The sequence below is a fragment of the Gemmatimonadota bacterium genome (assembly GCA_016712265.1).
Lineage (GTDB): Bacteria > Gemmatimonadota > Gemmatimonadetes > Gemmatimonadales > Gemmatimonadaceae > RBC101.
This window is the reverse complement of sequence record JADJRJ010000027.1, coordinates 525,599-546,605: the sequence shown is the minus strand read 5'-3', so window position 1 is coordinate 546,605 and position 21,007 is coordinate 525,599. Positions and strand designations below refer to the sequence as shown.

Genomic DNA, 21,007 nt, shown 5'->3' with positions numbered 1-21,007 from the left:
TACACTTGGTCGACCCTTGTGAATAAATTCACAATGCCCGCAGGGCCCTGCGGGACTACGACCTGATCTCTGTTCGGCTCTGGAGGCCTTCAGACAATGCGTTTCCACGGAATTGCGCTCTTCGCTGGTGCTGCGCTCCTCGCCGCTTGCGGCGGCAGTGAGACTCCGCCAGCCGACACCCCGGCGCCGGCGCCGGAAGTCACCCCCGCGGCCGCCACCGGCACCGCGACTGCTGCCCCGATCACCGGCACGACCCACACCGTCAACATGGTTGGCGACGACAAGGGCTATCGCTTTGAGCCCGCCACGTTGACTGTCGCCCCGGGCGACGGCATCAGCTTCGTCATGGTTTCCGGCGGCCCACACAACGTCGCGTTCGACGCCGCCACCATCCCGGAAGCGGTCAAGGGGCAGCTGCAGGCCAACATGCCGAACTCGGCTGACTTCTCGTCGCCGATGATGATGAACGCCAACGAGACCTGGACGGTCTCCATGGGGAACATCCCGGCCGGCACGTACGGCATCATCTGCACGCCGCACCTCGCGATGGGCATGAAGATGGAGTTGATCGTCAAGTAACACCTTGCGTCCCGGGCTCGACCCGGGACCGAGTGTCTTGATGTCCTGAAGGAGCACGCGGGGATGCCACGACGGCATCCCCGTTTGTGTTCCCGGTGACATTGCAACGCGAACGCGACCCGGGGAGTCTTCATGGCGAGCCCCATGTCCACCTCCTCCCGACTCCCAAGCGTCTCGCGGCGGATGCGCGTGCCATCCCGCGCCGCCTGGCCTGGCGCACGCGCGGCCAACGTGCGGCAGCGGCCGCGGCGCTTTGTCGGACTCTGGACCCTCACCTTTCTCGTCCTCGCCGCGGCCTTTGTCGGGATCCCGCGCCTGGTCCCCATGGTGAGCGGTGGGCAGTTCGTGGCGAGCGACCAGTGGCCCTCGCATCCCCTGGTGCTCATCGCGGCGGCGGCCGTCATCGCATTGTTTGTCTCCACCCTGGTCGCCCTTGTGGACGAGATGCGCGACCCGCGCGTGGCCGACGCGGCCGAGGCGGAGCGGGTGACTGCACTCCGCGTGTTGACCAGCACCCGGTTGGCGGCGGCGCCCACGCATCCAGCTCGCCGGGCGGCCGATCGCGCGACCCCGCCCTGGCTGGTCCCCGAGGCGGACGAGATCCGCATCCTCTCCTGGCACCTGACCTCGCAGTGGCCCCGCGAAGGGGTCGTGACCATCGCGGCAGATGACCCACTGGTGGCCGGCGTGGTCGGCGCCAACCTTGCCGCCGCCTTTGCGGTCGACGCGCGCGCCACGCTTCTGGTCGACACCGATTTCCGCGCCGAACCGGTCCGCAATCTGCTCGGGCTCGCCAACTCCCCGGATTGGTCGCCGTCATGGAGAACCGACGGCGCTGGACGGAGTCGTTGATCCCCTACACGGTCGGGCGGGGTCGCACGATGTATGTCCTCCCCGCGGGCCAGCGGGAGCGGCCCCCTGGCCCAGCCGAAGGGCACGCCACCGGGGGGGAGATCGTGCGGGCCGCGCGCCGGCACGACGCCACCGTGGTGGTTAGCCCGACCGCGCAGGCGATAAGCTGGCGCGCGGGGGATGACGTGGTCCTCTGCGTCGTGCGCGGCGTGACGCGACTGTCGGCGTTGTCACGGACGGTGGTCAAGTTGATTGACGTGGGCGCCCGCGTCAGGGGAATCGTCTTGTGGGATGGCGCCGTCCCCGCTCGCCTGCCCAATACCCGGCCGGTGACGTAACTTTGCACCCCGCTCACCCCGGAACGTCGTGGCAGGTTATTCCGATCGGATCCATCACGCGCTCGCCTTTGCGGCGAAGCACCACGACCAGCAGGTGCGCAAGGGACTGCGCGCCCCGTACTTCACGCAGCCGGCGAACCTCGCGATCATCCTGACGCGGTACGCGCAGGACGATACAACGGTGATCGCCGGCATCCTGCACCAGGTCGTCGACGACTTCTCGCGCAACGGGTTGTCGCGCGAGCAGCTGGAGGAGCGGCTCGGGGGGAAGTTTGGCAGCGGCGTGCTGGACCTGCTCGTGACTATCGCAGCCCGCAAGCTCGACGACGACGGCGTCGAGTTGTCGCCGGACGAACGACGCGACGATGTGCTCGCCCGCCTGGCGAGTGCCCCCGAGGCAGCGCGCTGGGTCTGCGCGGCCGATGCGTTGCACAGCGCCTCATCGCTCGCCGCGGACCTGCGTCGCACGGTCGACGCCGACGCGGTCTGGGCGCGGGTCTCGGTAGGACGCGACGCCACGCTGCGTTGGTACCGTCGCGTCGCGGACCAACTATCTGCAGCAGGCTTCGCGGCGCCGGTGATGGCCGAGCTGGCAGCGGCGGTGCAGGAGCTGGAAGGGCTGTAGCCCGATGGTGACCGCCCCTGGCACCCGGCTCAGGCGACTGGCGATGCGTGCCATCGCCGTTCTGCTGTGTGGTGTTTGGGCCGCAGGGGCCGCAGGGGCCGCCGGGGCACAAGGCGGGCGGGGCGCGGCGGCCGCAGACACGAGTTACATCCGGACCAACTATGCCAAGCGCGAGGTGATGATCCCCATGCGCGATGGCGTGAAGCTGTTCACGGCGATCTATACGCCGATAACTTCCGCCGGCAGCCTGCCGATCCTCCTGACCCGGACGCCCTACAGCGCGGCGCCCTACGGCGAAGGCGCCTTCCCGCGCACCCTGGGCCCAGGGCCTCGCTTTCCCGAGTTGGGCTACATCTTCGTCACGCAGGATGTGCGCGGCCGCTACCGTTCCGAGGGACGCTTCGAGCACATGACCCCGCACCGGCCGGTCAAGCGGTCGCGGCGCGACGTGGACGAGAGCAGCGACACCTACGACACCATCGACTGGCTCGTGAAGAACGCCCCGGGCAACAACGGTCGCGTGGGCCTCTGGGGGATCTCCTACGGCGGGTTCTTTGCCACCGCCGGGATGATCGATGCGCACCCGGCGCTCAAGGCCGTCTCCCCTCAGGCGCCGCAGACCGACTGGTTCCTTGGCGACGACACACATCACAATGGGGCGTTCTTCCTGAACTCCACCTTCAACTTCATGTCGGTGTGCGGGATGCGCGGCGAGGGAACCGCGATGTCCTGTGGCAAGCCGTTCGACTTCGGCACGGACGATGGCGTGAAGTTCTTCCTCGAATTGGGTCCCATCGCCAACGCCGAGAAGAAGTACTTCAAGCGCCGCTCACCGGGGTGGACGGACATGATGCGCCACGGCACGTACGACGCCTTCTGGCAGCAGCGGAGCATCCTGCCGCACCTCAAGGGAATCAAGCCGGCGGTGCTCACGGTGGGGGGGCTGTATGACGCCAACAACTACTACGGCGCGCTCAAGGTCTACGAGACCCTCGTGCGACAGAGTCCGTCGACCGACCAGGCGATCGTGATCGGGCCGTGGTACCATGGACAGTGGGCGCGCGACTCGGGGGCAGCGGTCGGAGAGCTGCAGTTTGGTGGGCCGACCTCGCACACCTACCAACGCGACATGATTGAGCCGTTCTTCGCCGCCCACCTCAAGGGGGACGGCCAGGGCGCGCACCCGCGGGCGTGGGTCTTCGAGACCGGCCGAAACCAGTGGCGTACCTTCGCCCAGTGGCCGCCCCAGGAGGGAAGCGAGCGTTCCCTGTACCTCGGGGGATCACAGCGCCTCTCGTTTGACGCTCCGACCAACACCGGCGACAGCACCTTTACGCAGTGGGTAACCGATCCAGCGAAACCGGCGTCGTTCGTCGCCAGCGGCGGGATCGACATGGACCCCGACTACATGGCGCGCGACCAGCGATTCGGGGCCACGCGCCCGGATGTGGTCGCGTACCGGGGCGACGTGCTCTCGGAGGACGTGACCATCGCCGGCCCGGTGCGCCCGACGTTGTTCGTCTCCAGCAGTGGCACCGATGGCGATTGGGTGGTGAAGCTCATCGACGAACACCCCAACGGCTTCCAGGAGTTGGTGCGTGGCGACGTGATGCGGGCCAAGTTCCGGGAGAGCTTCAGCAAGCCCATCCCGCTGCGTCCGGGCGAGGTGACCCAGCTCGATTTCACCATGCCGGATGTGTTCCACACCTTCCGGCGTGGGCACCGGATGCTCGTGCAGGTCCAGGGGAGCTGGTTCCCGCTGGTGGACCGCAACCCGCAGGTGTTCACCGACATCTACAAGGCGAAAGCGAGCGACTTCCGGTCGGCGACGCAGCGGGTGTATTCCGCGGCCGGGCAGGCGTCGCGGCTGACCTTCCGCGTCCTCCCCACGGCCGTGGTGCCCTGACGTCCGGCCCGGCCCCGTCGCCTAGCGCGACGCGGCCCTGCGGATGCCGAGCCGCACGATCACCGGGCGGCCATCGTCGTCTTCCACCTGGCTGTAGACCGCCGCGCTGGTGATCAGCAGGCCGCCGTATTCGGGGACGTGATGGGGGATCGTCACCGCGCCGAGCCAGGCCCCCGTGGGGTCGAAGACGTCGAGCCGCGCGCGCGTGGAATCGTTGGCTCCCAGCTGTCGCACCCAGGTGTGCCCTGCTTCGTCGGTGTAGATCTGCGAGAAGGCCGGCTCGGTGGAGGGGATGTCGTCGAGCTTCGCCACCGCGCGCGCGGCATCCTCCCCGACGCTCTGGGCCGCCGACTTGATCATGGATTCCTGCCTTGCCCGCCGCGCCTCGGTGGTGATGGGGACCGGCGTCCACGGGCGCGTCATCACGAGCGCAGAATCGACCCCGTGCGGCGCGTACACCAACCGGTACTCCCCGGTGTAGCCCCGGACGACGCCGCCAAAGGGATGCAGCGTATGCTCGACCGCTGGTGACCATGGAATGCGCATCGACATGCTCATCTGCTGCTTGCCGTCGGCCCCCTTGGAGCTGAACAGCCAGCTGCGCTCTTCCGTGCGACGCAGCACCCAGAAGGTGTCCACGGTGGTTCCGGTGAGCGTGTACCGGACGTACGGCATCCCGCGCCCCGGCCCAGGTACGCTGTCGGGAATCCACGCCGGCACGGTGATGCGCTGCGCGGTATCGATCGCAATGTCGGACCAATAGCAGCAGAAGGTCGTCCAGCCGCGCTGGTACGTGCCGGAGGTGTCGAAGACGCTGGTCCGTGCGACGATTGGATCATGGACGACCAGCGATCCCCCGCGGGCCGCGATGAACGCCATGCGGAACTCGCCGGGCCCAGCGCCCTCACGACCAATGGTCCGCAGCAGGGTGCCATCACGGTTGAAGACCTTGATGCGCGGCGGCTTGGCATCGAAGACATACAGCCGACCGGCGCCGTCGACCGCCATGCTGCGCGGCTCCCCGAGCTCGTCGGCCGCGCCATCCGCGCCGCCGTAGCGCTGTTCCTCCACCAGGGTCCAGGCGCCGGCCGTGTCGCTCCACCCGGTCGGCACCGGGCTCGTGACCATGCGCGTGCCGCTGGGCAGGGTCTCCACCTGGGCCTGCGCCGGCTCGCGGGAGGGACCGCGGTCACAGGCGACAGTGATCAGGACCAGCAGCAGCGAACGTGGACCGCGCATCGTGTGACTCCTGTCGTCGGGTTCGCCTTCGACCCCGCACACCACGTTTGGGTTGCGTTCCGGCCGCCGTGGCCCGACTGACGACCTATCCGTAGCGTCGTGCGACGTACCCCTCGAGGATCTCGAGGAACTCCGGCACGATCCCCTCGCCCTTGAGCGTCGTGTGCAGTGCGCCATCCACATACACCGGCGCCTTGGGCTCCTCGAACGTCCCCGGGAGCGAGATCCCGATGTTCGCGTGCTTGGATTCCCCGGGCCCGTTCACGACACACCCCATCACGGCGACCTTGAGTTCCTCCACACCGGGATAACGTGCGCGCCACACCGGCATCTGCTCGCGCAAGTACTGCTGGATATCCTCGGCCATCTTCTGGAAGAAGGTGGAGGTCGTGCGCCCGCACCCGGGACAGGCCGTCACCTGCGGCGCAAACGAACGCAGCCCTAACGATTGGAGCACTTGCTGCGCGACGAACACCTCTTCCGTGCGATCACCCCCAGGGCGCGGGGTCAGTGACACGCGGATCGTGTCCCCGATCCCCTCGGCCAGGAGGATCGACAGCCCCGCCGTGCTGGCGATGATCCCCTTGCTCCCGAGTCCTGCCTCGGTGAGCCCCAGGTGGAGCGGATAAATGCAGCGCTTCGCCAGCCGCCGGTACACCTCCACCAGGTCCTGCACCTGCGACACCTTGGCGGAGAGGATGATCTGGTCGTGGCGGAGCCCCGTTTCCTCGGCGAGGTGCGCCGAGCGAAGGGCGCTCTCGATCATCGCCTCGATGTAGACGTCCTTGGCGTCGGCCGGCGACGGCGAGGCGGCGTTGGCGTCCATCATCTCGGTGAGGAGGTCCTGGTCCAACGACCCCCAGTTCACCCCGATCCGGACCGGCTTGTCGTTCTCGACGGCCAGCTGCACGATGGTGCGGAAGTTCTCATCTCGGCGCTTGCTCCCCACATTGCCCGGATTGATGCGATACTTCGCCAGGGCGCGGGCGCATTCCGGGTAGCGGGCAAGGAGCTGGTGGCCGTTGTAGTGAAAATCTCCGACGATCGGGACCTCGACCCCCTGGTCCTGGAGCCGTTGGACCAACTCAGGGACGGCGGCCGCCGCCTCCTCGTTGTTGACCGTCACCCGAACGATCTGGGAACCCGCGCCAGCGAGCGCCGCCACCTGTGCCGCTGTTCCTGCCGGATCGGCCGTGTCGGTGTTGGTCATCGACTGGACGACTACCGGTTGGTCCGATCCAACCTTGACCGAACCGACCGAGACAGTCACCGTACTTCGTCGGGCGTGAAACGTCACTTCGAACTCCTCAGGCCTCGGGTCTGCCGACGACGAATCGCGCCGGATGCTTCACAGTTACTGATAACGGCTTCGTACTTCCCTTACCCCACGTGCCATGTCCCAGGACGCCGAAATCCCCCCTCGTGAACTGAACACGGAGGATGTGGCCGCGGTTGCCGCCGCCCAACGCAAGCCGGGGTTTGCCCGCCGCCACTGGGGAAAACTGACACTCCTCTCCGTGATCGGCATCCCCCTCCTTGCCCTGGTCGCCTGGTCGTACGCGGCGCTCGCCGTCTCCTACTCGTCAGGCAAGCGAGTGGGGTTCGTCCAGAAGATCTCCAGAAAGGGGTGGGCCTGCAAAACCTGGGAGGGGGAGTTGCAACTCTCGAACATCCCGGGGAGCGCTCCGATCCTCTTCCAATTCACGGTCCGGGACGACTCCGTGGCGAGGGTGATTGAAGGGTTACTCGGCAGCCAGCTCGAGCTGGACTACGAGGAGCACCCTGGGGTCCCGCTCTCCTGTTTCGGGGACACGCCGTATTTCGTGGTGGGGGCGAGGAAGGCGGGGGGGTGAGGGGGAGGCGGCAGACGGCAGAGGGCGGACGGCAGGTGGGTACGGCGCGTCCCGGTACGTGGGGCGGTCGGGGGGCCTCCCCGGCTGGCGCATTGCTGACCCCGGCACCTCCCTCCATATTCGTCGCGCCTCGCCTCCCGCCCGGGAGGCGCACGCCACGGCGGATGGCAGCCTAACGGGGCACCTCGGAATCCGCAGAACAGCTTTGGGGTTGGGACGGCGCGCCGAGCCTGCCTTGGCCTCAGGCATCATTTCAGGAGCACCGCGATGCGTACGACCGGGAAAGTGAAGTGGTTCAACGATGCCAAGGGCTTCGGGTTCATCACGCCTGACGACGGGAGCAAGGACTGTTTCGTGCATTACAGCGCGATCCAGGGGTCCGGCTTCAAGACCCTGGCCGAAGGGGACTCCGTCGAGTTCGAGATCGTGCAGGGGCAGAAGGGGCCAGCTGCCGAAGGCGTGACGAAGGCCGGTTGATCGCCACCGGTTGACGCACCGTTGCAAGGGGGCCCGAGTCGGGCCCCCTTCTTCGTTGGTAGACCCGTGCTGCGCGGGCTGCCCGTGCCTCTCGTGCCGCGTTGTGGCAGTTCAGGTTTTTCAACTGATGCAGCACGTGCAGCACGAGACTTGAGCAGCACGAGGGTTTTTCCCTGCCTACCGCGTGGTTGCCTGTTGCCGTGCGGCCCAGCGCCCGCGATACCCTTCCCACGCCAGGTACGCCCCAATCGGGATATCAAAGAGCAGGCAAGCGGTGGGAAGATCCGTCAGCAGCACCGGCAGCGTGCGGGGGACGAAGTCCCACACCGGGTGCAGCAACCAGGCAGCTGCGAGGATGTAGGGCGACCACACCGCGCCGAGGACTCCCGCCAAGCCATACGCGGCCAGCGCCACCGTCTCCCGCGAGCCACCCGTCGCCAGGTAGGTGCTGCCCAGCCACAGCGTGAAGGCGGCCCACCCCCACCGCTCAGCCGGCGCCCCAAACCGCCGGAGCACCAGGATCAGCGCCAGCGCAAATGGAAACGCCACAGGAATGAGGCGCCCCGCTCGCGCCGCCGCCCCCACGCCGGCCCCGCTCCCCACCAGGAGGGCGAGGATCGCGAGGCTCACGCCGAGCCGGCGCACGAAGGGATGCATGATCTCCCTAGGGCTTGAAGACCTTCGGCACTTCCTTCAGGCCAAACGGGTCGGCGTCACGATCCTCGTGCCATTCATACTCCAGGCTCCGGGCCAGCCCGCGCGCGCGTTCGATCCCGAACATCTTCGAGACCAGTCCGAGCGCCATGTCCGTCCCCGCGGAAACGCCCGAGGAGGTGAGCACCTTGCCGTCCTCCACCCAGCGGGCGCTCGGTACCCACTTGACCTCCGGATCCTGCTCAACCGCCAGCGCGAAGGCCCCCTTGTTGCTCGTCGCCCGCAGCCCCTTCAACAACCCGGCACGCGCCAGCAACGCGGAGCCGGTGCAGACCGAGGTCGTGTACGACGTCACCGCATGCCGCGCACGAATGAAGTCCAGGAAGGCCGCGTTCTTGAGCTGCGTGTAGGTACCGACGCCGCCAGGGACCATCAGGATGTCCACCGTCGGGGCGTTGGCGAACGAATACTCCGCGACCGTCGAGACCCCCTGCGCTGATCGCACCGGGCCGGCCTGCTCTGCGATCATCACGACCTTGAACTCGGGCACGTAGGACCACATCTCCACGGGACCATAGACGTCGAGCACCTCAAAGCCGGGGTACAACACGATCCCGACCGTCTTGACCTCCTTGGGCGCGGGCGTGGTGGACACCAGTGCCGGACGCGTGCGTTCGCTCGGATCGAGCGCCGCCTTGACCCAGGCGTCCCGCCCGCGCGCAAAATGCACCTGGTACTCGTGACGATTCGGCACGCCATCGCCATCCGCGTCGCCGTTAGGCCCCAGGTAGCGGTCCAACGCCAGCGCGAGGGAATAGTCGCCGGTGAGTGGGGCACCAAACCCCTTCGACATCGCGTCGTAGGCCTCAAACGAGGCGCGCCCCAGCATCACGTACCCGGCCACGACTTCCGGCGCGGTCGGCCAGCGATCCACGAGCGCCGCGATGTCCTTCTTCGCGGTGGCCCGCGCCTGTTGCAGCGCCGCCTCCACCTTGGCCCGCGTCACGCCGCCACGCGCGGACAGGTCAAAAGCGGGCTGCCTGAGGATCGCCGTGATCAGGGCCATCTCCTCGGCGTCGAGCATCCCGTTGCCGCCGCCGCCGGCCCCGTTGTTGAAGTCCGTCGTCGCCGGGGCAAAGCGCAACCCGCGCATCGCGGCATCAAAGTCCGGCACGTTTACCTGCGCCCGCACGGGGTGGGCGAGCGCCAGCAGGGCCACCACGGCGCCAAACACGCGTCGCGTCATAGTTGATCGAGTCATGGGAGGGGTCGGGGGCGCCAGCGCACGGTCGGTCCCACCTGGGCCGCCGTGATCTCGCGAAGGGTGAAGGCCACGTCGATCCACTGCTGCCGCGAGAAGGTCTCGGTCATGTCGGCGACATGCGGGGACGCCGGGTTGGTCGACTGCGAGTAGGTGACGATGTAGCGGCCGCGTGGCCCGTCAGGACCCAGGTGCACCGCGTGGATGTAGCTGTCGCCGCTGCGGAGGTCGGTGATGCCGACGCTCCGCTCCAGGTTCGCCGGTGAGGCCATGTGGTAGGTAAAGCTCGCCCCGGACAGCGGCAGCCGACGTCCGTTACGCACCGCACCCTGGATGTCGCCGAGGGGGGCGTCGATCGGGATGTTCGCCCCAACAAGCCGTGCGACCGCGCGCGCGAGGGCGCGGCGCGTCTCGTCGGTCGGGAGGAACCCCCGCGGCGTCCCGACCGGGTCGGCCATGTCAAACGGCACGCGCCAATACCGGGGCAGAAAGGAGAATCCGGTCATCGGCACACGCTCGAGCGAACGGGCAAACTCGGCAAAGAGGGCCGAGCCACGGCTCTCCAATCGGTCGGTGCGGTCCCACGCGCCAAGCACACGGCACGCCTCGGCCAGGTCGGCCGGGCTTCCGACGGGCATCTCAACACGCGGTGTGGCGCGACAATCGGCCAGGAGGTCGTCGAGGATCAGTTCTGCCGTCAGGTTGCGCGCCGAGAAGAACAGCTGCTCCCAGCGCGCCGGGGTCAGTGGCTCGGCGCCCGATCCCATGAACTGCCGCGCGTACAGGGCGGCCACCCGCGTGCGCTCACCCTGGATGGTTCGCTCCGGCCCAATCACCTGCGGGAACCCCTCCAGGCGTCCCGTCGCCGCCGTGGTGGAGAACCAGTGACTGTCGTTGGAGTTGAGTGCGATGTCGTGCCGGATGCTCCAGGGCCGCTGGGCCGCTGGGATGATCCCGGGTTGCGGGGCGCGCGCGTCGCGCGTCCAGGCGCAGGCCGGATCGGCACCGTTCAGGACGGTCACGTCCGCCAGGTCCTGGAAGACACGCGCAGGGCTCGAGACCGTGCAACGGGCCCACTGCGCATCGGTGATGTATCCGGCAACGGAGATGTTGGCGTAGAACACCCCACCGCGTCGGTCCGCCGCGGTGATGTTCGACCACGGCGACCCGTGATGACGGAAGAGCGCATCGCGAATCCCCTCCACGGACTTTGCGCTGGCAATCGCCAGGAAGGTGTCCGCCATGCGAACGTTGCCGCGCTCCGGATCAGCGAACGCGTAGGCGCGTTCCGACGTCCACGGAAGGCGAGCGCCGGCGACTACCGGCCCGTAGCGTGTCTCCCAGATCGTCCGACGGATCGTGTCACGCGCGGCGGGGATCGCCACCACGACGGCGCGCATGGACTCCCACGTGTCGCCCACGCGATAGCGCGTGGCGTCTGCGGGATCGAGGGTGAGCTCGTAGAGGGTCGAGCGCTTGTCGGTAGTGTGCGTGTCCGACCATCCGATGTCGCGCGAGAACCCGATCATCGGAATCGGCACGCCATAAAGCGTGGACCCGAACAGGTCGAGCCGCCCCGGCACGGTGAGGTGCATCGCGTACAGCCGCTCGGTGCCCTGCCAGGGAAAGTGCGGATTGGAGAAGGTGAAGCCGCCGGCTCCCACGCCAAGGACATCACGGCCGGCGGCGAGGGCGTTGGAGCCACCAAAGGCAGCCGCTCGCGCGGTCAGGGCAGCCGTGGTGTTGGGCAGCTCTTCGCTCCCGCCGTCCGCGCGCCCGGGCGGCGTGGCCGCCGTCATCTCGCGCAGGAGGAGGAGGGACGTCATCACCAGCGGCACCTGGGTCAGGCGGCGCCACACGTCGGCCTCGGTGATCGACCGGAACCAGGCGAGCTGGCGACACGATTCGCCCGCCAGGGGGGCGGCACGGACATGCCGATTGAAGCCGCGCACGTACCCGCTCACCATCTGGCGGACATCCATCGATGACGCCCGCCGCACCGCCGCGGTCGCCGCCGGGGCCAGCAGGTATCGGTATGCCGCGTCGCTGGCGGCGTTGCTGATCCACCCGCCGACAAACCCGTCGACGTACCCGCTGTCGGCGCCAAGGTACCGGGTCCGATCCCCGGCGAGGGTCACGAACTTCTCGACGGTCAGGCAGAGGTTGTCGCGCGCGAACGCCCACGCGTAGCCCTCGGCGGCCCCACCGAGGGTGGCCGCCCGGACGTGGGGCAGCCCGTGGCTGGTGAATCGCACTTCGACCTGGGCCACCAGTGGCGGGGCGGTGAGGACGAGACCCCACACGACGCTGCAGGCCTGACGGAGAGCCATACCCCTTCCTGAAAAACTAGTCGCGGTTAGTATTACGCGCAGGAATGTTGTCCGGCACTCCGCCACTGTCAAGCTGTCCCCTCGCCCCGCTGTCATGCCTGCGTCGTCACCTGCCCTTGGTCCCTGGGCCCCGGGAACTTCCCTCGGCTGCTCCGACTGGATGCGGATCGACCAGGAATGCATCACGGCGTTTGGGGTGCTCACCGATGACGTGGAACCCTTGCACACGGATCCCGACTGGTGTCGGGACCACAGCCCGGTCGGCACCACCATTGCCTACGGGTTCCTCACGTTGTCCCTCCTGACCAAGCTCCTGCGGGAAGCCACCTCCGCCGCGTTTGTGGCCACCAAGGCGCGCGGCGCGCACCCACTCAACTACGGCTTCGACCGGGTGCGCTTTGTCAGCCCGGTCCCGGTGAATGCGCGGATCCGCGGCCACTTCACGCTGGCCGAGCGCAAGACCCGCCCGGATGGCGAGATGATGCGTTTCTCGGTGGTCGTGGAGATCGAGGGGTCCGATCGTCCCGCGCTCACGGCGGAGTGGTGGAGCATGTGGGTGCACGCGCGGGACAACGGCGCCGCATGAACGAGGTCGCCCCGCGGCGCGTCTGGGGACTGGCCGTCCTGCTCCTGGCGGCCAACACCTTTTCGTTCATTGATCGCACACTGCTCACCCTGCTCGTCGCCCCGATCCGGGCCGATCTCGGGGTGAGCGACACGGTGATCAGCCTCCTGCATGGGCTCGCCTTTGCGTCATTGTACGCCGTGATGGGGCTCCCGCTCGGGCAGTGGGCGGATCGGGGTGATCGTCCTCGCCTGATGGCCGCCGGTGTCGCGCTGTGGAGTGGAATGACGGTGGCCAGTGGCGCGGCTGGTTCGGTCACGGCGCTCGCGATCGCGCGGGCCGGTGTGGCAGTCGGCGAGGCATCGCTTTCGCCAGCAGCCGTTTCGCTGCTGGCCGAGCGGATGCCGCGACGGCTGGTGGCGCGCGCCATCGCCCTCTTTCAGTCGGGCATCTTCCTTGGCAGTGCCGCCGCCCTGATGGTGGGCGGCGGGCTGTTGCGATGGCTCGAGGGAGTTAACCCGGCATCACTCGGCCCCCTCGCCGGGGTGGCCCCATGGCGCGTGGTCTTCTTCGCGGTGGGTGCCCCCGGGCTGATCATCGCCGCCTTCTTGCTCCTCGTGCGCGAACCACGGCGCGGCAGTCCCGGTGTGGGCGACCGCCCCGCTCACGTGCCGCTGCGGGACACCCTCGCCTATGTGAGCGCGCGACGCGGTGCATACGGCTGGCATGTGATGGCCTTCACCGCCATCACCGTGCTGGCCTACGGCGCGATGGCCTGGATGCCAACGACCCTCGTGCGGACCTTTGGCGTGAGCACGGCCGACGCCGGCGTATGGCTCGGCGCGATCCTGATGGTCGCGGCGCCGCTCGGGGTAATCGCCAGCGGCGCGCTCGTGGATTCCCAGCTGCAGCGCGGGCGTGGCGACGGTCCCATCCGAGTCGCGCTTGGTGGCCTCACGCTGCTGGCGCTGGCAATCCCCGCGTACGCCCTCGCTCCCAACCTCGGGATGGCCCTTGCTGTCTACGTGCCCTTGGCCTTTGCCCTGGGGTTCCCGTATGGCATCGCGTCGGGGGCACTCGCCCTCATCACGCCTCCACACTTGCGCGGGCAGGTCACGGCGTTGTACCTGCTCATCTCCAACCTCATCGGTCTCAGCCTTGGCCCGTTGCTCGTCGCCCTCATGACGGATCGCGCCTTTCACCAGGACGCCGCCGTGCGGTATTCCCTGGCGTGGCTCCCGATCCTCACCGTGCCCATTGCGGCCGTGGCGCTGGTCCGGGCACGCGCGCCGTATGCACAGGCCTGGCGTGAGGCCTCACGATGACGCCGGCCACCACCGCGACACCGGCGCGCTTTTCCGACTGGATCGCCAACCGCCAACAGCAGGAGCCGGCACGGCGTAAGGGCGAACGCACGCGCGACCGGATTCGCCTCGCAACGGTGGAGCTGCTGAACGAGGTCGGGTATCGGGACATGAAGGTCGCTGATGTCTGCGCCCGTGCGGGGATCACCCCGCCGGTGTTGTACCTGTACTTCGAGAACAAGCAGGCGCTCACTGCCGACGTGCTGCAGGAGTTCCTGGATGACTTCCTCACCCGCGGCGATCACGGGGAGGAACGCAGTGCCTACGCCGCGATCCTCGATGCCAACCGACATTGGATCACGCTGGCCCGCGCAAACGCGGGCCTGATGCGATGCCTGCTGCAGCTGTCCGAGGAAGTCCCCGAGTTCGCCCGCCTCTTTGCGCGCGCGAGCGACCTCTGGTACCGGCGGATCGCCCATAGCGTGGTACGTCGGTTTCCCTCGGCGGCGTCGGACGAAACCACCATCCACCTCATCGCCCATGCGATGGGGGGCATGATCGATGAGTTGACGCGCAAGCTGTTCGCCGAGCCAGATCCTCACGTGCGCAAGCTGGCGTCCAGCGTGGCCCGTACCGACGAGCAACTCGCGCACTTTGTCTCGGTCCTGTGGTATCGGGCGCTGTATGCGCGGGACCCCGGGCCGGAGAGCGATGCCGCCGCCCTCACGCCGCGCCTGACCACCGCCATCGCTCGCTCGCGCCGCTCTCCCTGAGACCGGGATGATGGGGACCGCGACCCTCCTCGAGCGATTGGCGGCGTGGTGCGCGCGCACCCCCGGGGCCGAAGCGGCCCGGGAGGGAGCAGATCGCTGGAGTGTGCAGGCCCTGCTGGACCGCGCCACCCGCGTCGCCACGGGCCTCGTCGCGGCGGGTGTTCAGCCGGGGGATCGGGTGGCGTGGTGGGGGCCCCCTTCCCTGGAGTTTGCTGCGGTCCTTTTGGGATCCTGGCGCGTGGATGCCACTTACCTGGGGATCAACCCGCGCTACACGCCACGCGAGGTCGGGGAGATCGTCGAGCGGGCGCGGCCACGCCTGGTGGCGTGTCCCGCGCTGGCACCCCAGGACGACATGCTGCCGGCGACGTACGGCCTGGCCCCGGATCAGCTGCGCACTTTTGGAGAACTCGTGGCGGGGACCGATGCGGCCGCGTCGCTCCCCGCCCCGACGGCCACCTTCCCCGCGTTGCTCGTCTTCACCACGGGATCGACGGGCCACCCCAAGGGGGCGCTCATCTCGCACCGGGCCGTGGCTTCGGCCTCCGCGAGCCAGGCGCGAGCGACCCATCACGGCTCCCGATTTACCGTCAATGCCTTGCCGTCGAACCACATTGGCGGCCTCGTGAACGTGACCACGGCGAGTTGGTGGGACGAACAGTCGATCATCTTTGTCCCGTCGTTCACACCGGCCGCGATCATCGACCTCCTGCACGACGTCTCGCACGTGCGGTTGCCGGCCGTGCCACTCCTGCTCCGTCGCTGCCTCGACGCACCAGAGTTTGCCGAGGCGGCCCGCGGACGGCTCGTGCACGTGCTGTCAGGTGGAGCGCCCCTGCCGCGCGCCGTCCTGGATGAGTTCGACGCCCTGGGCGTGTATGTGCAGGGCATGTATGGCCAGACGGAAATGAGCGGGTCGGCCTGCTTCACCCACCCGGAAGACGATGCCTCCACCACCGCCGCGACGATCGGGCGCCCACACGCGGACGTTGAGCTGCGGCTTGGTCCGGTCAGCGGCGCGCCAGGCCATGGCGACGAGGGCGAATTGCAGGTGCGCGGCGCCCAGGTCTTTGACGGATACCTCCACGACCCGGACGCCACACGCGCGGCGTTCACCAGCGATGGATGGCTCCGCTCCGGGGACCTCGCCGTGCGCCGGCCGGATGGCACCATCCAGCTGAGTGGTCGCCTGAAGGAGATCATCAATACGCGGGGGTACAAGGTGATGCCGGGTGAAGTCGAGGAAGTCCTGGCCACCCATGCGCAGGTCAGCGCGGCCGCCGTGGTGGGCACCGCCGAACCTGAGCACGGGGAAGCGATCGTGGCCTTTGTGACGCTTCGCGCGGACCAGGCACCGACCGCAGGGGATCTCGTGGCGTGGTGCCGAGAGCGACTCGCGCACTACAAGGTGCCGCGCCGGATCGTGGTCCTGGATGCAATGCCCATGTTGGGGGTTGGCAAGGTCGACAAGCGCTTGCTCACCGCGCGTGCAGCCGGAGGATCCAATGATTGAGCTCCTGGGGTACCTCGATCGGTGGAGTGTCCGCGCCGGCGAGTCGCTTGGCCTGCATCTCTCATGTCGCGACGCACGGCGGGCCGTCGTGGACCTGGTGGACCTCGGCGGGCACACCATAGATGTCGCGCATGCCCCGGCGGTCTTCACTCCCGACCTGGGGCACGTGACGGTTGGGCCGCAGCACACCCCGATCGGGTCGCATGCCATCCTGCCGCTCCCGGGAGAGCTGCGCGCGGAGTCGCTCACGATATCGCTGATTGTGCGTCCCACGGTTCTCCACCCGGGCGTGGTGGCCGCGTTGGTTGGCCCACAGGGAACCCTGGTGCGATTGTGGTGGAGCGGCACCGGTCAGCTGCACCTGCAGCACGGGGATGCCACGACGTTGGCCGAAGTGCCGCTGCCGGCGAGCACCTGGTCGGTGGTCGCGCTCAGCCTCTCGCCGGGCGAGGCGCTGCTCCAGTGTTTTCCGCTCCGATCGGCCGCCGCGACAGTAGAAACGTCCACATCATTGAGCTGGCGGACGGATGGACCGCTCAACGTGTGGCTCGCCGCAGCACCGGATGCGGACGGGAGGGCACACGCCCACTTCAACGGGTCCCTCGAGGCTCCCGCCGTGCACGCCGCGATCCTGGAGGAATCCGAGATCCAGGTGCTGCGAGCGGGTCCCGGGCGGCACGCGTCGGGACGGGCGCTGGTCGCGGCCTGGGATTTCTCCACAGAAGTGGCGACGGATCGCCTCGTGGATCGGGGCCCACACGCCTGCCATGGACGCACCCGGCAGGGACCAACGCGCCTGGTGCCGGGGGCCTACTGGCGTCCCGGGCTCCTGGACCCGGCGCGCGAACCCCAACGATTCGCAGCAATTCACTTTCACTCGGATGACCTGCTCGACGCGGCGTGGCCCCAGACGGCACGCCTCGACCTCCCGGCCACCCTGCCCTCCGGCGTGTACGGCGTGCGGGTCCGCGTCGACGGGTCACCCGATCATGACGTTGTGCCGTGCTGGGTCCGTGCGCACTCCCCCGCCGCGGCGCGCCCCCTGGCCTACCTCGCGCCAACCTACACATACCTTGCCTACGGCAACGCCCCGGATGCCATGCTCGGCCCGGCGTACTGGGGCGCAGATCATCCGGCCGAACACTTGCGGCGTGTGCGACCCGATCTCGGGGGGTCCCTCTACAGTCGCCATCCCGACAAGTCCGGCGTCTCCCTGGTGTCCCGGCATCGGCCGATCCTGACGATCCGGCCTGGCGTGCGGCCCTGGGGATTCGAGGCGGACCGCTTGCTCACCGGCTGGATGCGCCAGCGCGCGTACTCGTATGACGTGCTCACCGACGAGGACATCGACGTCGATGGCGTCGCCGCACTCGCTCCTCACCGGGTGATCGTGACCGGGAATCACCCGGAATACTGGTCGGGCCCGATGCTCGATGCCCTCGAGTCGTGGCTGCATGGGGGAGGGCGCTTGGTCTATACCGGCGGCAACGGCTTCTACTGGCGCATCAGCAGCCATCGTGACCTGCCAGGGGTGATCGAGTGCCGTCGCGCTGAGGGCGGCACGCGCCCGTGGATCGCCGAGCCGGGGGAGTCACACCATCAACTCGACGGCGATCCGGGCGGGTTGTGGCGCCGGTTGGGACGGCCCCCGCAGCGGCTGGTTGGCGTCGGCTTTGCCGGCCAGGGGTTTGAGCGATCGGCACCGTATCGGGTGGTGCCAGGCGCCCGCGAGAGCTGGGCGGGGTTCGTCCTCAACGGGGTGGACGAGGAATTCCTTGGCGCCAGCGGCAAGTTCGGTGGCGGCGCCGCAGGACAAGAGATCGACCGGTACGACCGACGACTCGGGTCCTCTCCGGACGCCGTGGTGGTCGCCACATCGCAGGGACTGCACGACGGAGCCACCCTGCGCACACTGGAGGAGTTGCTGTCGCACGAACCTCCGACGGCAGACCCGAAGGTACGATCCGACCTGACGCTCACACCGACTGAGGGGGGCGGCGCCGTTTTCTCGGTGGGATCCATGGCGTTTGTCGGTGCCCTCGACGACCCGGGCATCTCCCGGGTACTGCGCAACGTCCTGGATCGGTTCGTCGATCCTGCTCCCCTGGGTCCGTCGGCTTAGCTCCACCGGGCCCTTTCCAGGACCTCGCGTGTAGGGCTCGCGAACATTCGGTCCAGCTGTCGTTCACTCCTTGTGTGCGGCGTGGCATCTTTGCGGCTTGCCCACTCCGCCGCCCATGCTGCGTTTCGTTCGTTCCTCCCTGCTCGCGACCCTCGCCTCAACTGCGGTCGCCGCCCAGACGCCCCCTCCCGGAGGCGCACAGCCCCCTGCGGCCGGAGCCCAGGCCCAACAGCCACCACGCCGCGGCCCCCGCCCCTACGCGCAGGTCATCACCGACCGCGCCGTCACCGATGCCGGGGCCATCACGGTGCATCGCGTGGAGGACCGCTGGTTCTTTGAGGTCCCGGACTCGCTGCTGCGGCGCGACTTCCTCATGGTCAGTCGCGTGGCTGCCGTCCCGTCCAACTTCGCGGGCTTCACCTCGGCGGGAACGTCGATCGCCGAGCGGGTGGTACGCTGGGAGAAGAACGGCGAGCGCATCATGCTGCGGGCCATTGGGTTCGGGGCAGTGGCGGACGACTCGTTGCCCATCGCGATCTCCGTGGCGAGCAACAACCTCGGCCCCATCCTCGCCTCGTTCCCGATCCAGGCCTTCACGCGCGACTCCAATGGAGCCGTGCTGGACGTGACCGAATTCTTTGGCGGCGATACGCCGGCCCTGAGCGCCCTGAATGCAGCCCAGCGACGCACGTACCAGGTCCGCCGCCTCGATCCCGCGCGGAGCTACATCAACACCGTGCGCTCCTTCCCACTCAACGTTGAGGTGCGGCACACGCAGACCTTCGACGCCGGCGAGCCACCGTCGGACCGCAATGCGGCGACTCTCTCGGTCGAGATGCGCCAGTCGCTCGTGTTGCTGCCGCGCGAGCCCATGCGGCCGCGCTACGCCGATGAACGCATCGGGTTCTTCACCGTGGGACGCGTGAACTACGGGCTCGATGAACAGAAGGCCGCCACGCAGACCTTCATCCGTCGCTGGCGCCTCGAGCCGAAAGACCCGGCGGCCTACGCGCGCGGTGAACTCGTCGAGCCGGTCAAGCCGATCATCTACTACCTGGACCCGGCGACCCCGGCCAAGTGGCGCCCCTTCATGCGGCGTGGCGTGGAAGACTGGCAGAAGGCCTTCGAGAAGGCGGGCTTCAAGAACGCGATCATCGCGCGCGATGCACCAACACCTGCGCAGGACCCGGAGTGGGACCCGGAAGACATTCGCTACTCGGTCGTGCGCTGGGCCGCCTCCACGGTGCGCAACGCGGTGGGCCCCAGCACCTCGGACCCGCGTTCCGGCGAAATCATCGAGAGTGACATCACCTGGTACCACAACCACATGCGGTCGTATCGCAACCGCTTGATGATCGAGACCGGCGCCGCCAATCCCGCGGCACGCACCCTCGACATCCCGGAAGACCTCATGGGCGAGACGATGCGGCAGGTGATCACGCACGAGGTCGGCCACGCCCTCGGCCTCCCACACAACATGATCGCCAGTGCGTCGTTCCCCGTGGATTCGTTGCGCAAGGTGACCTTCACCAGCCGCTACGGCGTGTCCGCAACGATCATGGACTACGCGCGGCAGAACTACGTGGCCCAGCCCGGTGACGGGCTCGCACCGAAAGACTTCGTTCGCCGCCTTGGCCCCTTCGACGACTTCATCATCAACTGGGGATACCGCGCGATTCCCACCGCGCGCACCGCGGAGGATGAACGCCCGATCCTGAATCGGTGGTACACGGAACAGACCGGGCCGATGCCCTACCGCTACCTGCCGCAGCAGATGGTCGGAATCGACCCCCGCGCCCAGACCGAGGACCTCGGCGACGATGCCGTGCGCGCGTCCGGGTTTGCCGTCGAGAACCTCAAGAAGGTCGTCCCCAACCTCGTCGCATGGACCACAACACCAGGCGAGGACTTCACCGAGTTGAACGAGATCTACACCGAAACGTTAGGGATGTGGAGCCAGTACATGGGCCACGTCGTGAACTGGGTGGGCGGGATGCGCATCGAGCTCAAGACCGCCGAGCAGTCCGGGCCGGTGTACCAGGTCGTGCCGATGGCACGCCAGCGCACCGCCCTGCAGTTCCTGGCCAGCCAGGCGTTCGTGACGCCCACCTGGCTCGCCAACCCCGGGATCCTCCAACGCCTTGGCCTCCCGGCGGGGGCACTCTCGTTAAGCAACCGGCAAGCCGGGATCCTCACCCAGCTGTTCGACGCCCGGCGGCTCGCGCGCCTCGGCGATGCCGAAGCGATGGATCCCGCCAACGCGTATCCGCTGGCGACCTACATGGACGACCTGCGTCGCTCGGTGTTCGGTGGCACGCTCGACGCCAATCGACGCGTGCTCCATCGCGTGTACCTGGAGCGACTTGAGGCGCTGCTCGCGCCACCGACCCCCGTAAACGTCCCCGCCGGAGCGCCGCCGGGCTTCACGCTCCCAGCGCCAGTGAACACCCGTCGCGCCGACATCGCGCCGCTAGCCCGGGCGCAGATGCGCTCCATCCAGGCTGATGCGCGTCGCCTCGCCACCACAGCCACCGGCGTGAATCGCGCCCACTGGCAGGACCTCGCCGATCGTGTGACCGACGTCCTCGAGCGCAGGAGATAGGGCAGAAAAGAATC

18 protein-coding genes are annotated in these 21,007 nt (G+C 68.3%); 13 read left to right on the top strand and 5 right to left on the bottom strand.

What is annotated here, in order from left to right:
- Nucleotides 1-96: 96 nt before the first annotated feature.
- From IPK85_06765 to IPK85_06745, 5 genes are all read left to right on the top strand, one after another.
- Entirely contained in the window at nucleotides 97-579 is a 483-nt protein-coding gene (locus tag IPK85_06765) for a hypothetical protein (protein MBK8247083.1), read from the top strand.
- Nucleotides 580-723: 144 nt separating this feature from the next.
- The gene (locus IPK85_06760; protein ID MBK8247082.1) at nucleotides 724-1,431 is read left to right on the top strand and encodes a hypothetical protein; all 708 of its coding nucleotides are present in this window, start codon (nucleotides 724-726) and stop codon (nucleotides 1,429-1,431) included.
- Entirely contained in the window at nucleotides 1,398-1,769 is a 372-nt protein-coding gene (locus IPK85_06755; protein MBK8247081.1) for a hypothetical protein, read from the top strand. The genes IPK85_06760 and IPK85_06755 overlap by 34 nt, the downstream gene beginning before the upstream one ends.
- A gap of 28 nt (nucleotides 1,770-1,797) precedes the next feature.
- Nucleotides 1,798-2,394: an HD domain-containing protein gene (locus IPK85_06750; protein ID MBK8247080.1), complete on the top strand. Its 597-nt coding sequence runs from the start codon at nucleotides 1,798-1,800 to the stop codon at nucleotides 2,392-2,394.
- 4 nt (nucleotides 2,395-2,398) lie between these two features.
- Nucleotides 2,399-4,300, top strand: a complete 1,902-nt coding sequence (locus IPK85_06745; GenBank protein MBK8247079.1) for a CocE/NonD family hydrolase — start codon at nucleotides 2,399-2,401, stop codon at nucleotides 4,298-4,300.
- Nucleotides 4,301-4,321: 21 nt separating this feature from the next.
- Here the strand turns inward: IPK85_06745 and IPK85_06740 are convergent, their stop codons facing one another.
- Both IPK85_06740 and ispG read right to left on the bottom strand, forming a co-directional pair.
- Nucleotides 4,322-5,539: a hypothetical protein gene (locus IPK85_06740; GenBank protein MBK8247078.1), complete on the bottom strand. Its 1,218-nt coding sequence runs from the start codon at nucleotides 5,537-5,539 to the stop codon at nucleotides 4,322-4,324.
- Between the two features lie 85 nt (nucleotides 5,540-5,624).
- Nucleotides 5,625-6,836 carry a flavodoxin-dependent (E)-4-hydroxy-3-methylbut-2-enyl-diphosphate synthase gene (gene ispG, locus IPK85_06735; protein MBK8247077.1) on the bottom strand — a complete coding sequence of 404 codons (1,212 nt, stop codon included), beginning with the start codon at nucleotides 6,834-6,836 and terminating at the stop codon, nucleotides 5,625-5,627.
- A 205-nt stretch (nucleotides 6,837-7,041) separates the two neighbouring features.
- Between ispG and IPK85_06730 the strand changes: the two genes are divergently transcribed.
- Together IPK85_06730 and IPK85_06725 are read left to right on the top strand one after the other, a co-directional pair.
- Nucleotides 7,042-7,392 carry a hypothetical protein gene (locus IPK85_06730; GenBank protein MBK8247076.1) on the top strand — a complete coding sequence of 117 codons (351 nt, stop codon included), beginning with the start codon at nucleotides 7,042-7,044 and terminating at the stop codon, nucleotides 7,390-7,392.
- A gap of 267 nt (nucleotides 7,393-7,659) precedes the next feature.
- Nucleotides 7,660-7,869: a cold-shock protein gene (locus IPK85_06725; GenBank protein MBK8247075.1), complete on the top strand. Its 210-nt coding sequence runs from the start codon at nucleotides 7,660-7,662 to the stop codon at nucleotides 7,867-7,869.
- A 177-nt stretch (nucleotides 7,870-8,046) separates the two neighbouring features.
- On the opposite strand, the gene IPK85_06720 is transcribed toward IPK85_06725, so the two are convergent.
- From IPK85_06720 to IPK85_06710, 3 genes are read right to left on the bottom strand one after another with little or no spacing between them, the layout of a single operon-like run.
- Nucleotides 8,047-8,526: a hypothetical protein gene (locus IPK85_06720; protein ID MBK8247074.1), complete on the bottom strand. Its 480-nt coding sequence runs from the start codon at nucleotides 8,524-8,526 to the stop codon at nucleotides 8,047-8,049.
- A 7-nt stretch (nucleotides 8,527-8,533) separates the two neighbouring features.
- Nucleotides 8,534-9,784 carry a DJ-1/PfpI family protein gene (locus IPK85_06715; GenBank protein ID MBK8247073.1) on the bottom strand — a complete coding sequence of 417 codons (1,251 nt, stop codon included), beginning with the start codon at nucleotides 9,782-9,784 and terminating at the stop codon, nucleotides 8,534-8,536.
- Nucleotides 9,781-12,114: a penicillin acylase family protein gene (locus tag IPK85_06710; protein ID MBK8247072.1), complete on the bottom strand. Its 2,334-nt coding sequence runs from the start codon at nucleotides 12,112-12,114 to the stop codon at nucleotides 9,781-9,783. Before IPK85_06710 ends, IPK85_06715 begins: the two co-directional genes overlap by 4 nt.
- Before the next feature lie 94 nt (nucleotides 12,115-12,208).
- Between IPK85_06710 and IPK85_06705 the strand changes: the two genes are divergently transcribed.
- From IPK85_06705 to IPK85_06680, 6 genes are all read left to right on the top strand, one after another.
- Nucleotides 12,209-12,700 carry a hypothetical protein gene (locus IPK85_06705; protein MBK8247071.1) on the top strand — a complete coding sequence of 164 codons (492 nt, stop codon included), beginning with the start codon at nucleotides 12,209-12,211 and terminating at the stop codon, nucleotides 12,698-12,700.
- Nucleotides 12,697-14,004, top strand: a complete 1,308-nt coding sequence (locus IPK85_06700) for an MFS transporter (GenBank protein MBK8247070.1) — start codon at nucleotides 12,697-12,699, stop codon at nucleotides 14,002-14,004. Before IPK85_06705 ends, IPK85_06700 begins: the two co-directional genes overlap by 4 nt.
- Complete coding sequence (locus tag IPK85_06695) at nucleotides 14,001-14,756, top strand: TetR/AcrR family transcriptional regulator (GenBank protein MBK8247069.1); 756 nt, start codon at nucleotides 14,001-14,003, stop codon at nucleotides 14,754-14,756. Before IPK85_06700 ends, IPK85_06695 begins: the two co-directional genes overlap by 4 nt.
- Nucleotides 14,757-14,763: 7 nt before the next feature.
- Nucleotides 14,764-16,269, top strand: a complete 1,506-nt coding sequence (locus IPK85_06690; protein MBK8247068.1) for an AMP-binding protein — start codon at nucleotides 14,764-14,766, stop codon at nucleotides 16,267-16,269.
- A complete protein-coding gene (locus tag IPK85_06685; protein MBK8247067.1) occupies nucleotides 16,262-18,391 on the top strand; it encodes a N,N-dimethylformamidase large subunit in 2,130 nt (709 codons plus the stop codon). Before IPK85_06690 ends, IPK85_06685 begins: the two co-directional genes overlap by 8 nt.
- A 115-nt stretch (nucleotides 18,392-18,506) precedes the next feature.
- Complete coding sequence (locus IPK85_06680) at nucleotides 18,507-20,993, top strand: zinc-dependent metalloprotease (protein MBK8247066.1); 2,487 nt, start codon at nucleotides 18,507-18,509, stop codon at nucleotides 20,991-20,993.
- The last annotated feature ends 14 nt before the right edge of the window (nucleotides 20,994-21,007 follow it).